The sequence below is a fragment of the Nocardioides perillae genome (assembly GCF_013409425.1).
Lineage (GTDB): Bacteria > Actinomycetota > Actinomycetes > Propionibacteriales > Nocardioidaceae > Nocardioides > Nocardioides perillae.
The window spans coordinates 2362391-2375221 of sequence record NZ_JACCAC010000001.1 but is presented as its reverse complement, the minus strand read 5'-3'; the positions used below and the strand labels follow the sequence as shown (position 1 = coordinate 2375221).

Here is a 12831-nt window from a genome sequence, read left to right as displayed (position 1 = left end):
CACCCACCCAGTGGGAGGAAGATGCTTGGACCGCGGCGTGTCGGGCCGCGACACGCCGTGCGGTCTGGACCGGGCCTGGGTCACTCCGTCGGCCAGGCGTCCGGACCCGGGTCGTCCTCCGACGGTGCGGCGCCCGAGCACGGCGACGGCCGTGGGTGGACAGCAGCGTCGAGGGATTGCCGCCGTCCTGGTGGTCGTCGTCCGCGGGCAGGCGCCTGCGGCCTACCCGGCAGGGGGCACGACCACGGTGCCGGTGGCGGTAGTGGCGAGCACCGGCGGGTCCAGCACGGCGGCGGCGCCCGGGCGCTCGGGCGTCGCGGCACCGCGGGCGACGACGGTGACCGCGAAGTCCATGACGCGCGAGCGCCTGCCGACGCGCACCAGCTCGCAGCTCACCTCGAGCACGTCGCCCGCACGCACGGGCGCGAGGAACTGCACGTCGGAGTAGGAGGCGAAGAGCCCCTCGTCGCCGTCGGTGCGGATGCACATCTCGGTGGCGACGTCGCCGAAGAGGCCCAGCGAGTAGGCGCCGTCGACGAGGTCGCCGGCGTAGTGGGCGTGGCTGTAGGGGACGTAGCGGCGGTGCACCACGCGCGCGCCGACCTCGGCGTTCACGACGCCTGCCCGACGGTCGCGCCGCGACGTGCGGTGACGAGGCGGTGCACGAGGAAGCTGGCGACCTCGCCGGGCGTCGTGCCCCGGCTGAAGACGCGGTCGACGCCGAGCTCGCCCGCCATGGTCTCGTCGAAGCGCGGACCACCGGCGACGAGCAGCGGCCGGGTCTCGTCGGGCCACGCCTCGCGGAAGGCGGCGACCGTCTCGCGCACGTTGTGCAGGTGCGCGTCGCGCTGCGTGACGACCTGCGAGACGAGCACGGCGTCGGCGGCCTCCTCCTGGGCCCGGGCCACGAGCTCCGGCACCGAGACCTGCGCGCCGAGGTTCACCACCTTGAGCTCGCGGTAGTACTCCAGGCCCTTCTCGCCGGCGAAGCCCTTGATGTTGCAGATCGCGTCGATGCCGACGGTGTGGGCGTCGGTGCCGATGCACGCGCCGACCACTACGAGGCGCCGCCGCAGGCCTTCCTTGACCGCCGCGTTGGCCTCCTTCGGGGTCAGGAGCGGGTAGTCGCGCTCGACGACCTCGACGGTCGAGGGGTCGACGAGGTGGTGGACCCGCCCGTAGACGACGAAGAAGGTGAAGCCCTCCCCCACCGCCTTGGCGTGCACCACCAGCGCCGGGTCCATGCCCATCTTCTGCGCCAGCTGCGCCGCCGCGCCCTCGGCCACCTTGTCGTGCGGCAGCGGCAGCGTGAAGCTGACCTGCACCATCCCGTCGCCGGTGGTGTCGCCGTAGGGCCGGACGAGTCCGGTGCCCGCCGTGGTGCCCGCCGTCGTCGTCACCGCGCCTCCTCGAGGGTCGGGGCGCCCGCGGTGGCGCCGAGCGCCTCGGTCGCCGGGTTGAGGTACGCCGGGGAGCGGCGCGCGACCCCGTCGAGCCCGCGGCCGCCGTCGGCCGGGCGGCGCATGAGGCCGAAGGTGCCGTCGGCGATCGCGTCGAGCAGCCCGTGCTCGTGCTCCAGGATGCGCAGCATCAGGTCGGTGGACTCCGCCAGGACGTGGCGCGCGCGCGTCGCGATGACGCCGTCGGGCGCCGGGTGGAAGTCCTCGTGGAGGCGGCCCGCGGCGTCCAGGACGTAGCGGACGTTCTGCAGGGCCAGGTCGCGGTCGGAGAGCCACGGCGTCACGACGGCCTCGGTCATCATGCCGACCAGCAGGATGCCCTGGCCGGTGAGCGCCCCGGCCAGGTTGAAGAAGCCGTCGAGCAGGTGCCCGCGGAAGACGTCGCCGGTCATGTGCCGCGTGGGCGGCATCCACTTCAGCGGGGCGTCGGGGAAGAGCTCGCGGGCCAGCAGGGCGTGCGCGAGCTCCAGGCGGAAGCTGTCGGGCAGGTCCGGGTCGATCTCGAAGGCGTGCCCGAGGCCCAGCTGCCAGTCCTCCAGCCCGGCCTCGTGGGCGAAGTACTCGTTGAGCAGCTGGCTGGTGGTGACCGTGTGGGCGGCCTCCACCGCGTCGGCGGTGGTGAGGTAGTTGTCCTCGCCGGTGTTGATGACGATCCCGGCGCGGGCGTGCACCTGCCGGCTGAAGCGCTGGTCGACGAAGGTGCGCACGGGGTTGATGTCGCGGAAGAGGATGCCGTACATGGAGTCGTTGAGCATCATGTCGAGCCGCTCCAGCCCGGCCAGCACGGCGATCTCGGGCATGCACAGGCCGCTGGCGTAGTTGGTGAGGCGGACGTAGCGGCCGAGCTCGCGGCTGGTCTCGTCGAGCGCGGCCCGCATGATGCGGAAGTTCTCCTGCGTGGCGTAGGTGCCGGCGAACCCCTCGCGCGTGGCGCCCTCCGGCACGAAGTCGAGGAGGCTCTGCCCGGTCGAGCGGATCACCGCGATGACGTCGGCGCCGGCGCGGGCCGCGGCCTGCGCCTGCGGGACGTCCTCGTGGATGTCGCCGGTGGCGACGATGAGGTAGACCCACGGCTGGCGCGGCGCGTCCCCGACCTCCGCCACCATCCGCTCGCGCTCGCGCCGCCGGGCGTCGACCCGGGCGAGCCCGGCGCCGACGGCAGCGCGGGAGGCGTCGGCCGCCCGCACGGCGTCGTCGCCTTCCGGCAGCCGGAACCGTGCCGCGCCCGCGGCGGCCTTCTCGGCGAGCGTGGCGAGGTCGGGTGCCTCGCCGCGCAGGAGCGCGTCCCACACCGGCAGCGCGACCCCGTGCGCCAGGCCGGTGGCGAGCGTCTCGTCGCCGTCGTCGGCGAGGTCCGCCCGCACGCCGTCGACGAGGTGGTTGACCCACGGGTGGCCGTCGGCGTCGGCCCCGGGCAGGCCGGCGAGCCGCACCGTCGCGCGCTCGACCGCGACCGTGGTGTGCGCCCGGGCGAGGTCGACGACGGGGGCGCCGACCCGGGCCGCCAGGGCGCGCGCCCGGGCGACCGCGGCCGGGTCGAGGTGGAGCTTGGACTGGTGGCTCACGCGACCACCTCGGCGTGCGCGGCGAGGCGGGCCTCGAAGAGCCGCCGCACCCCCTCCTCGGAGCGCAGCAGGTCGAGCGCGAGGTCGGCGTGGCCGGGCACGTAGCCGTTGCCGACCAGCATCGTCACGTCGGCGCCCGTCGTACGCCGGGGCGCGCGGCGCGGTGCGCGGGCGGGCGGGTCGCCACCGGCCGGCCCCTACCGTCGAGGGCATGGACACCCCCATCACCTCCCACGCCCACACCCACCACCGAGTGGCCGTCGTCGGCGGCCACGGCCAGGTGGCGCGGCACCTGCTGCACGACCTGCGCCGCTCGGACCACCAGGCCGTCGCGCTCGTGCGGCGCGAGTCCTACCGCGACGAGCTCGAGCACCGCGGCGCCGAGGTGCGGCTGCTCGAACTCGAGCAGCAGGGCGTCGACGACTACGCCGCCGCTTTCGAGGGCTGCACCGCCGTGGTGTTCGCCGCCGGCGGCGGCCCCGACGGCAGCATCGAGCGCAAGCGCACGGTCGACCTCGAGGGCTCGCTGAAGTCCGTGGAAGCCGCGACCCGGGTCGGCGCTCACCGCTTCGTGCAGATCTCGGCCATGGGCGTCGACGACCCGCTGCCGGACGACACCGAGGACGTCTGGCGCGCCTACGTCGAGGCCAAGCGCGACGCCGACGCGGCGCTGCGCGCCTCCGACCTCGCGTGGACGATCATCCGTCCCGGCCGGCTCACCGACGACCCCGCGACCGACCGGGTGGCGCTCGGCGAGCGCCTCGACCGGGGCGAGGTGCCGCGGGCCGACGTGGCCGCGGTCGTCGCCGCGGTGCTCGGCGACACCCGCACGGTCGGGCGGCAGTGGGACCTCGTCGCGGGCGACCGCAGCGTCCCCGCCGCGGTCACCGCCGCCCTCGGCTGACCCGTCGCCCGCCCCACCCCCGCCGAGGGGTCATCCGCTGCGCACCCGTCGAGGGGTCACCGGCTGGGCACCCGCCGAGGGGTCATCGGCTGGGCACCCGCCGAGGGGTCGTCGGCTGGGCACACGCCGAGGGGTCACGCACGGGGCGAGCAGAGCGCCCGGGCCCGCGCCGAGGGGTCATCCGCTGCGGAACTCGCCCAGCGCGTGACCCCTCGACGACAGCGCAGCGCGCGACCCCTCGACGACAGCCCAACGCGCGACCCCTCGACGACAGCCCAACGCGCGACCCCTCGACGACAGCCCAACGCGCGACCCCTCGACGACAGCCCAACGCGCGACCCCTCGACGACAGCCCAACGCGCGACCCCTCGACGACAGCGCAGCGCGCGACCCCTCGTCAGTCGGCGAGGGACGAGTAGGCCACGACACCGCGGCGCAGGGCACGCGAGGCGGTGCGGGCGGTCTCCCGCAGCGCGGCGTCGCCGAGCGAGCCGGCGGCGTCGGCGACCTGGTCGGCGAGGTCGAGCAGCTGCTTGACCCACCGCACGAAGTCGCCCGCCGCGAGGTCGGTGACGCGCAGCACGTCGTCGAGCTCGTCGCCCTCCGCCCACCGCCAGGCCGCCCAGGCGAAGCCGAGGTCGGGCTCGCGCAGGTAGTCGAGCCGGTGCTCCTTCTCGAGCGCGTCGAGGTCGGCCCAGATCCGCACCGTCTCGGCGATCGCGGCCTGCACCGCCCCGCCGGGCACCCGCGGGAGCGAGGCGTCGTCGGGCCGGCGGGCCTCGAACACCAGCACCGAGAGCGCCGCGGCCAGCTCGGCCGGGGTGAGGTCCGCCCAGGTGCCGGAGCGCAGTGCCTCGGCGGCGACGAGGTCCATGTCGGTGTAGATGCGGCTGAGGTGTCGCCCGCGCGCCGTCACCTCGTCGCCGTCGAGGTAGTCGAGCCGCTCGAGGACCTCGCAGACCCGGTCGAACTGCCGCGCGACCGTGTTGGTGCGCGACTCGACCCGCCGCTTCAGCGTGCCGGCGTCGCGCTCGAGCTTGTGCCACCGCTCGGCCCAGCGGGCGTGGTCCTCGCGGTCGGGGCAGTCGTGGCACGGGTGGGCCTTCAGGCGGGCCCGCAGCTCCGCCACCTCCCGGTCCTCGGCGGTCGGCGCCGTGGCGTCACCGCGCCCGGCCCTGTCGGGACGCCTGACCGGCCCGAGGCCGTGGGTGGCCTCGCGCAGTGCGGCCGCGAGGTCGCGGCGCATCTGCGGGTTGCGGCCGTTGAAGGACCGCGGCACCTTGACCCGGGCGAGCGCCTCGACCGGCGAGGGGAAGTCGAGGGCGTTGAGCCGGCGGGCCTGCCGGTCGGCGGTGACGACGTAGGGACGGGGCTCGTCACCGCTCAGCCCCGGGTCGACGACGACGGCGAGGCCGGCGAACTTGCCCGCGGGCACCGCCACGACGTCGCCGACCTTGAGCCGGGTCAGCGAGCGCAGCGCCTCCTCGCGACGGTCGGCCCTCCGTGCCCGGGCCGCGCCCTTCTCGACGTCGGTGATGCGACGACGGAGCGCGGCGTACTCCATGAAGTCGCCGAGGTGGCACGTCGCGGCCTCGCGGTAGCCCTCGAGCGCGTCCTCGCTCTTGCGCAGCTGCCGCGCGAGCCCCACCACCGCCCGGTCGGCCTGGAACTGCGCGAACGACTGCTCGAGCAGCTCGCGGGAGCGCTCGCGGCCGAACTGGTGCACGAGGTTGACCGCCATGTTGTAGGACGGCCGGAAGGACGAGCGGAGCGGGTAGGTGCGGGTCGAGGCGAGGCCCGCGAGCTGGCGGGGGTCGGTGCCCGGCTGCCACAGCACGACCGCGTGGCCCTCCACGTCGAGCCCGCGGCGACCGGCGCGGCCGGTGAGCTGGGTGTACTCCCCCGGCGTGATGTCGGCGTGCGTCTCACCGTTCCACTTCGTCATCTTCTCGATCACCACGGTGCGCGCCGGCATGTTGATGCCGAGCGCCAGGGTCTCGGTGGCGAAGACGCAGCGGATGAGACCGCGCTGGTAGAGCTCCTCGACGACTTCCTTGAAGGTCGGGAGCATGCCGGCGTGGTGGGCCGCCACGCCGCGGGTCAGCGCGTCGAGGAACTCGTGGTAGCCGAGCACCTGCAGGTCCTCGTCGGGCAGGTGGCGGCACCGCTCCTCGACGAAGGCGCGGACGGTCTCGCGCTCCTCGGGAGAGGTGAGCCGCAGGTTGGCGTCGAGGCACTGCTGCACCGCGGCGTCGCAACCGACGCGGCTGAAGACGAAGACGATCGCGGGCAGCAGGCCGTCGCGCTCGAGGCGCTCGATGACGTCCACGCGGCTCGGGATCCACACCCGGCGGCCGTTGCCGACCTGGCGGGGGTTCTTCGACGAGCCCGGCTTGCCCTTGCGCGGCGAGCGCCGGTCGCGCATCAGCCTGCTGCTGGACCAGTCGTCGCGCGCGATGCGCAGCAGCTCGCCGTTGACGGGCGCCCCCTCCTTCACGAACCCCGCCGCCGCGTCGACGTCGGAGTCGGCGAAGAGGTCGTGCAGGCGACGGCCCACCATCACGTGCTGGAAGAGCGGCACGGGTCGGCGCTCCTCGACGATCGTGGTGGTCTCGCCGCGCACCGTCTCGAGCCACTCGCCGAACTCCTCGGCATTCGAGACCGTCGCCGAGAGCGACACCAGCGCCACCGACTCGGGCAGGTGGATGATGACCTCCTCCCACACCGCGCCGCGCATGCGGTCGGCCAGGTAGTGCACCTCGTCCATCACCACGAAGCCGAGGCCCAGCAGCGTCCGGGAGCCGGCGTACAGCATGTTGCGCAGCACCTCGGTGGTCATGACGACGACCGGTGCCTCGGAGTTGACGACGTTGTCGCCGGTGAGCAGCCCGACCTGCTCGGCGCCGTAGCGCTTGACCAGGTCGGCGTACTTCTGGTTCGACAGGGCCTTGATCGGCGTCGTGTAGAAGGCCTTGCGCCCGGTCGCGAGCGCGAGGTGGATCGCGAACTCGCCGACGATCGTCTTGCCGGAGCCGGTCGGTGCCGCCACGAGCACGCCGCGGCCGTCCTCGACCTCCTCGCAGGCGCGCACCTGGAAGTCGTCGAGGGCGAAGTCGTGGTGGCTGCGGAAGTCGGCCAGCACCGGGTGCTGGCGCGAGGCCCGGTACGCCGCGTAGCGCTCGGCCGGTGAGAGCTGCTCGTCGGCCTGTCCGCCCACCATGTCGTCCTCCTGACCGGCCGCGCCCGGTGCGGGGCGGCTCACGCGTAGACCGTCAGCGCGCCCGGGTCCGCCGCCACCGTGAGGGGCAGCGCACCGAAGCGCTCACCGTCGGCGTAGGCGACGATGCCGGGCGCCGCCACTGTCACCGTACGGACCCGGTGGTGCTCGTGCTCCGCGAGCCCCGCCACGGTGCCCCGGAAGAGCCGCGGGTACGCCGCGACGAGGCGTCGTCGCGTCAGGGGGCGCACGACCACCACGTCGAGCAGCCCGTCGTCGAGCAGTGCACCCTCGGTGATGCGCAGGCCGCCGCCGAAGGACGACCCGTTGCCGACCGCGACGAGGGTGGCCTCGACGTGGCGGACCTCGCCGTCGAGGTCGAGCACGTAGGGCCGCGGCGCCAGCGTCCGCAGCTCGGCGAGCGTGGCCAGGTTGTAGCGCATCTGCCCACGCGGCCAGACCATCGCGTTGGCGCGCTCGTTGACCACGGCGTCGAAGCCGGCCGCGAGCACGGTCGTGAACCAGCGGTGCCCGCAGCGGGCGAGGTCGAGGGTGCGCGTGCGTCGCGCCACCACGCGGTCGGCGGCGGCGACCGGGTCGCGACGCGGCAGGTCGAGGTAGCGCGCCACGTCGTTGCCGGTGCCGGCCGGCACCACGCCGAGCGGCGTCGCGCTGCGGGCGACGGCCTGCACCGCGAGGTGCACGAGCCCGTCGCCACCGCAGGCGACGAGCGAGTCGACGCCGCGCTCGACCGCGGCGCGGGCGAGGTCGAGCGCCTCGTCGCCGTCGCGGCCGACGAGCTCGGTGACGACCAGCCCGGCGTCGCGCAGACGGGCGGCCGCCAGCCTGCCCGCCACGGCACCGCGGCCCTTGCCGGCCGTGGGGTTGATCAGGAGCGCGGCCTCGCGCCAGCGACCGGTCACCGGCGCAGCCTAGCGACTCAGCGGCCGTCGCCCCCGCGACGCCGACCGGGCGCGCCGATGCGCAGCAGCACGGCGTAGCGGTCGGGGTCGGAGCCGACCGCGCGCGCCAGCCGGGCGACCGCCTCGAGCACGTCGTCGGCGGCGAATCCCCGGCCCGGCACGAGCAGCGTGAGGCGCTCGCCGACCTCGGCGAGGTGCACCTGGCCGTGGTGCCAGGCCCGGTGCGCCGCCGTGCGGGTGGCCTCGTCGGCCACGGGGGCGGGGTAGGCGGCGTCGACGGCGAGCAGGTCGCAGGGGAGGTCGGCCCCGCCCTCCCCCGTCAGCCGCCCCGGCACCCGGTGCCCCTCGCGCACGCCCGCCTCGGCGGTCCAGGTCACCGCGCCCTCCCCCAGCCACTCCGGGAGGTCGAAGGGGTCGACGTCGACGGGGTGGTGGGGCGCGGTGCAGCCGGCACTCACAGGGGCGAGACCTCGTCGTCGTCCCAGGCCTCCTCGGCCGCCTGGGCGTCGCGCCGGCGGTCGACGACGCGGGCGACGCCCTCGGAGATGAAGAAGAGCACGATCATCGGCACGGCCAGGAAGATCATGGTGAAGGGGTCGGTCGAGGGCGTCGCGATCGCCGCGAAGAGGAAGATGCCGATGACCCACCACGGCCGGTAGGCCGCGAGGCTGCTGGCCCGCACCACCCCGGCGAGGTTGAGCAGGATGATGAAGACGGGGATCTCGAAGGCGACGCCGAAGACCAGCAGCGTGCGGGTCATGAACGACAGGTAGTAGCCGAAGTCGACGAGGTTGGTGAGGTTCTCCGGGGTGAAGCCGATGAGCACCTCGATGCCCTTGGGCAAGGTGAGGTAGCCGACGACGACGCCGGAGATGAACAGCGGTCCCGCGATCGCGGCGAAGACCCGCGTCCACTTCCGCTCGTGCGGGTGCAGGCCGGGCAGCACGAAGGCCCAGATCTGGTAGAGCCACAGCGGGCTCGACGCCACCACCGCCACGACGCCGCACAGCTTGAGGTAGAGCAGCAGCGGGCCCCCGACGCCGCCGACCGTGCCCTCCGACTGCGTGCCCTCGGGCAGAGCCGCGACGGCCTGCTCGTAGGGCTGGGAGAGGAAGTCGTAGATCCGGTCGTAGAAGAACAGCGAGACGACCAGGCTCGCCAGGAGCACGAGGGCGATCTTGAGGATGCGCGCGCGCAGCTCGCGCAGGTGGTCCGAGAGCGCCATCTTGCCGTCGGGACCGACGGGGTGCTGCGGGGTGCCGGCGAAGAGCTTGACCAGGCCGGAGGTCCAGGACACAGCGGGTGCGTGGGCGTGCGGCGGGTGGGTGCGCGCGCTCAGCCGGCGGCGCCGTCGCGGCGCTCACCGACCTGCTCCTCCGCGGCGCTCGGCCGCAGCGGGTCGCCGTGCGGCGATGCGGGCGCGCCCGGGGCGTCGAGCGCGCGCGGCGAGGTGGCCTTGGGCGCCTCGTCCTCGTCGTCGTCGTCGTCCATCAGGCCCTTGGTCTCGGCCTTGAAGATGCGCAGCGAGCGACCGGTGTTGCGGGCGAGCTCGGGCAGCTTCTTGGCCCCGAAGAGCAGCACGATGACGAGCACGATGAGCACGAGCTCCCAGCCGCCGGGCAGGGCGACGAGCGGGGTCACGAGCAGGTCAGCCATGGGATTCCTCACCTCGGGGGGACGACTCCCCCACTGTACGCCGCCTCACCCGTAGAGCCGGAGCGTCTCGGCGGCAGCGGCGGTCGACGAGCGGGTGAACTCCTGCGGACCGACCACCCGCGCGTGCGGCGCGAGCCGCAGCACGAGCCGGTCGAGCCAGCGCGGGTCGGCCACGACGAGGTCGACCTCGAGCGTGCCGTCGGCCTGCGGGCGGACGGCCTCGACGGGGTAGTACTCCGGCACCCACTGGGCGCGCGGCGCGAGCCGCAGCGTCACCGTCGGCGCCTCGGGAGACGTCGCGAAGAGCCCCTCGGCCTCGAGGTCGCGCGGCGGGACCGGCTCGCTCACCACCGGCGCGTCGAGCACGGCGGCGTCGCGCACCCGGTCGAGCCGGAAGAGCCGGGGGGCCTCCGCCGCGTGGCACCAGGCGTCGAGGTAGGCGTGCCCGCCGTGGCGCACCACGCCGCGCGGGTCGACGGTGCGCTCGGAGACCTCGTCGCGCGAGGGCGTCCAGTAGGTCAGGCGCACCTGGCGTCCGTTCGCCGCCGCCTCGGCGACCCGCGCCCCGAGCGCCGGGTCGAGCGGGGCGTGGTCGTCGCCCTCCCCGTCGAGCAGCACCGCGGGGGCGCTGCCCTCGGCCGCCGCGGCCTCCAGCTTGGCCAGCGTGCGGTCGACGACCTCGAGGGTCCGCTCGTCGGCGCCGGCACGCACGGCACGCAGGGCGACCACGAGGGCGGACGCCTCGGTCGCCGAGAGCCTCAGCGGGCGGGCGAGGTAGTCGGCGTTGCCGATGCGCACGACGCCGTCACCGCCGTCCTCCAGCGCGTCGAGGTCCACGTCGATGAGGTCGTCGGGGTAGCCGCCCGGCAGGCCGCACATGAGCAGCACCTTGAGGTCCTTCAGCAGCTGCTCGGGTGTCGTGCCGAGCGCGGCGGCGGCGTCGTCGAGGTGCACCTCGCCGGTGCGGTGCAGCCACGGCACCAGCGTCAGCAGCCGGGCGACCTGGTCGCGGGCGCCCGCGCTCACGCCGTCGTCCCCTGCCGGTCGTGCCCGCCCGGCTCGCCCAGCAGCGCCCGGAGCCGCGCCACGACGTCGTCGCGCAGGGTGGCGGGCTCCTCGACGACGACGTCGGGTCCGTGCGCCAGCACCTCGTCGGCGACGTCGGTGCGCGGCAGCCGCAGCCGGTCCCACCCGGCGGACCCGTCGGGACCGGTCACGCCGGCCTCGACGACCGTGGCGGTGCGCCGCAGCGCGTGGCCCGCGCCCGCGCGGACCAGGAGCACGGCCTCGCCCGAGCCGGAGGGGGCGCCGAGGCGCCGCGCGATCGCGGCCACGTCGGTGCCCGGCGGCACGTCGTACGCCGCGGGGTCGCCCACGGCGCGCGCCTCGCCGACGACCCGCGAGAGGCGGAAGACCCGCTCCTCGCCGCGGTCGGTGTCGAGGCCCACGGCGTACCACCGGCCGGAGAACCGCGCGACTCCCCACGGCTGCAGGTGGCGCGTGCTCGGGGGGTGTCCGGGGCGGGCGTAGTCGAAGACGACCTCGCGCCGCTCCTGCGCCGCCTCCCAGAAGACGTCGAAGGCCGGCTCATCGGCGCTGAGCCTCGGCTCGACGAGGTCGAGCGCGCCGGTGTCGACCGGCACCCCCGCCGCCCGCAGCTTGGCGACCGCGTCGGAGGTCGCCCGCGCCATGCGGGCGTGCTCCCACACCTTCGTCGCGACCCCGACCACCGCGGCCTCGTCGGGCTCGAGCTCGACCGGGGGCAGGCCGAGCTCGTCGGCGCGGATGCGGTAGCCGGGCTCGTCGTCGAAGAGCGGGTCGAGCTGCCCGACCTCGATCGGCACCCCGAGGCTGCGCAGCTCCTCCTTGTCGCGGTCGAACATCCGCTCGAAGGCGACCTCGCTGGCCTCGGGGTAGAGGATCGCGCGGATCCGGCTCTTGGTGAGGTAGCGCCGCTGCACCAGCAGCATGATGAGCAGGTTGAGCAGCCGCTCGCTCTTGCTCACGCGTCTCCCCCGCCGTGCCGGACCGTCACTTCGTGTTCGTGGCCCCCAGGACGTCGACGACGAAGAACATGGTGTCCTTGCCGCCGATGCCGGCCTGCGGGTTGCCCTGCGCACCGTAGCCCAGGGCCGGCGGCACCTCGAGCACGACGCGGCTGCCGACGGTCACGCCCGGCAGCGCCTGCTGCCAGCCCTGCACGAACTGCGCGACGGGCAGGGCGGTGGGGGTGCGCGAGTAGGACTCGTCGAACGGCGCGTCCTTGCCGAGGACCTGGCCGAGGTAGTCCACGACCACCGTCGACTCCGCGGTCACCTCGGGGCCCTCGCCCTCGATCAGCGTGGTCGTCTCGAGGTCGCCGGTCGCCTCGAGGCCCCGCGGGAACTCCAGCGCGGTGACGTCGGTGCCCTCGCCGGTCACGAGGGTCGGCACCTGGCCCCGCGGCTCGACCTGCTCGCCCTCGGGGGCGGTGAGCACGGAGTCGACGACGTCGACGACGAAGACGACGGTGTCGGCGGTGCCGATGTCGATCTGCGGGTTGCCCTGCGGGCCGAAGGCCTCCGCCGGCGGGGCGGCGATCAGCACGCGGGAGCCGACGGGCACGTCCTCGAGCGAGTCGGAGATGGAGGTGATGAAGCCCTCCGCGGCCACGGGCACGAGCTGCGGCTGGTCGCCCTCGTAGGTCGTGAGCGCCTGCTCCTCGGTCTCGCCGTTGCCGACGTAGATGTGGGCCAGGGCGTTCTCGCCGGCCTCGAGCGGGTCGCCCTCGCCCTCGACGAGGACCTCGCTGACGGTCTCGTCGACCGCGACCGTGCCGTCGTAGGCGACCTCGATGCCCTCACCGACCTCGCCGGTGACCTCGATCGAGTCCAGGCCGGCGCCGCCGCCGGCCGCGGCGTCGCCGTCGTCGGAGCCGCAGGCGGCCAGCGTCGGCACGAGCAGGCCGAGGGAGAGCAGAAGGGCGGCGGGGCGCGCAGCACGGCGCGCAGGCAGACGGAGCACGGTGAGGATCAACCTTCAGGTGGACGGCAGGTCGCAGCGGCACGGGAGGCCGGCGACGGGTCGTGCCCGAGCGTAGCCGCCGCGGCTGTGGGGAGCCTGAGCG

General features: G+C 74.9%; 13 protein-coding genes. 1 reads left to right on the top strand and 12 read right to left on the bottom strand.

Going from position 1 to position 12831, the window contains the following annotated elements; genetic code table 11:
• Positions 1 to 222 precede the first annotated feature (222 nt).
• Genes kal through BJ989_RS18295 form a run of 4 tightly spaced genes read right to left on the bottom strand, consistent with a single transcriptional unit; the run spans position 223 to position 3153 of the window.
• Entirely contained in the window at positions 223 to 615 is a 393-nt protein-coding gene (kal, locus tag BJ989_RS10995) for a 3-aminobutyryl-CoA ammonia lyase (RefSeq protein ID WP_179518246.1), read from the bottom strand.
• Positions 612 to 1400: a lysine 5,6-aminomutase subunit beta gene (gene kamE, locus BJ989_RS18785; protein ID WP_179518245.1), complete on the bottom strand. Its 789-nt coding sequence runs from the start codon at positions 1398 to 1400 to the stop codon at positions 612 to 614. Before kamE ends, kal begins: the two co-directional genes overlap by 4 nt.
• Complete coding sequence (gene kamD, locus BJ989_RS10985; RefSeq protein ID WP_179518244.1) at positions 1397 to 3025, bottom strand: lysine 5,6-aminomutase subunit alpha; 1629 nt, start codon at positions 3023 to 3025, stop codon at positions 1397 to 1399. The genes kamE and kamD overlap by 4 nt, the downstream gene beginning before the upstream one ends.
• The gene (locus BJ989_RS18295) at positions 3022 to 3153 is read right to left on the bottom strand and encodes a hypothetical protein (RefSeq protein ID WP_281363171.1); all 132 of its coding nucleotides are present in this window, start codon (positions 3151 to 3153) and stop codon (positions 3022 to 3024) included. The genes kamD and BJ989_RS18295 overlap by 4 nt, the downstream gene beginning before the upstream one ends.
• A gap of 83 nt (positions 3154 to 3236) precedes the next feature.
• Here BJ989_RS18295 and BJ989_RS10975 point away from each other — a divergent pair, with 83 nt between their 5' ends.
• Positions 3237 to 3929 carry an SDR family oxidoreductase gene (locus BJ989_RS10975; RefSeq protein WP_179518243.1) on the top strand — a complete coding sequence of 231 codons (693 nt, stop codon included), beginning with the start codon at positions 3237 to 3239 and terminating at the stop codon, positions 3927 to 3929.
• Between the two features lie 397 nt (positions 3930 to 4326).
• On the opposite strand, the gene BJ989_RS10970 is transcribed toward BJ989_RS10975, so the two are convergent.
• Genes BJ989_RS10970 through BJ989_RS10935 form a run of 8 tightly spaced genes read right to left on the bottom strand, consistent with a single transcriptional unit; the run spans position 4327 to position 12728 of the window.
• Entirely contained in the window at positions 4327 to 7149 is a 2823-nt protein-coding gene (locus BJ989_RS10970; protein ID WP_179519555.1) for a DEAD/DEAH box helicase, read from the bottom strand.
• 38 nt (positions 7150 to 7187) lie between these two features.
• Positions 7188 to 8069 (bottom strand): diacylglycerol kinase, encoded by an 882-nt coding sequence (locus BJ989_RS10965; protein WP_179518242.1) that lies wholly within the window; start codon positions 8067 to 8069, stop codon positions 7188 to 7190.
• 17 nt (positions 8070 to 8086) lie between these two features.
• Positions 8087 to 8527 carry a hypothetical protein gene (locus BJ989_RS10960; protein WP_179518241.1) on the bottom strand — a complete coding sequence of 147 codons (441 nt, stop codon included), beginning with the start codon at positions 8525 to 8527 and terminating at the stop codon, positions 8087 to 8089.
• The gene (gene tatC, locus BJ989_RS10955; protein WP_343049276.1) at positions 8524 to 9366 is read right to left on the bottom strand and encodes a twin-arginine translocase subunit TatC; all 843 of its coding nucleotides are present in this window, start codon (positions 9364 to 9366) and stop codon (positions 8524 to 8526) included. Before tatC ends, BJ989_RS10960 begins: the two co-directional genes overlap by 4 nt.
• A gap of 38 nt (positions 9367 to 9404) precedes the next feature.
• Positions 9405 to 9725: a Sec-independent protein translocase subunit TatA gene (tatA, locus tag BJ989_RS10950; protein WP_179518240.1), complete on the bottom strand. Its 321-nt coding sequence runs from the start codon at positions 9723 to 9725 to the stop codon at positions 9405 to 9407.
• 45 nt (positions 9726 to 9770) lie between these two features.
• Positions 9771 to 10751 carry a WYL domain-containing protein gene (locus tag BJ989_RS18780; RefSeq protein WP_179518239.1) on the bottom strand — a complete coding sequence of 327 codons (981 nt, stop codon included), beginning with the start codon at positions 10749 to 10751 and terminating at the stop codon, positions 9771 to 9773.
• Positions 10748 to 11731 carry a helix-turn-helix transcriptional regulator gene (locus BJ989_RS10940; protein WP_343049275.1) on the bottom strand — a complete coding sequence of 328 codons (984 nt, stop codon included), beginning with the start codon at positions 11729 to 11731 and terminating at the stop codon, positions 10748 to 10750. The genes BJ989_RS18780 and BJ989_RS10940 overlap by 4 nt, the downstream gene beginning before the upstream one ends.
• 25 nt (positions 11732 to 11756) lie before the next feature.
• The gene (locus BJ989_RS10935) at positions 11757 to 12728 is read right to left on the bottom strand and encodes an FKBP-type peptidyl-prolyl cis-trans isomerase (protein WP_179518238.1); all 972 of its coding nucleotides are present in this window, start codon (positions 12726 to 12728) and stop codon (positions 11757 to 11759) included.
• Positions 12729 to 12831: the final 103 nt, after the last annotated feature.

What these genes read in the sequence shown, in the direction of transcription:
- tatA (WP_179518240.1), bottom strand. Translation starts at nt 9,725, where the DNA reads ATGGCTGACCTGCTCGTGACCCCGCTCGTCGCCCTGCCCGGCGGCTGG.
- BJ989_RS10970 (WP_179519555.1), bottom strand. Translation starts at nt 7,149, where the DNA reads ATGGTGGGCGGACAGGCCGACGAGCAGCTCTCACCGGCCGAGCGCTAC.
- BJ989_RS10975 (WP_179518243.1), top strand. Translation starts at nt 3,237, where the DNA reads ATGGACACCCCCATCACCTCCCACGCCCACACCCACCACCGAGTGGCC.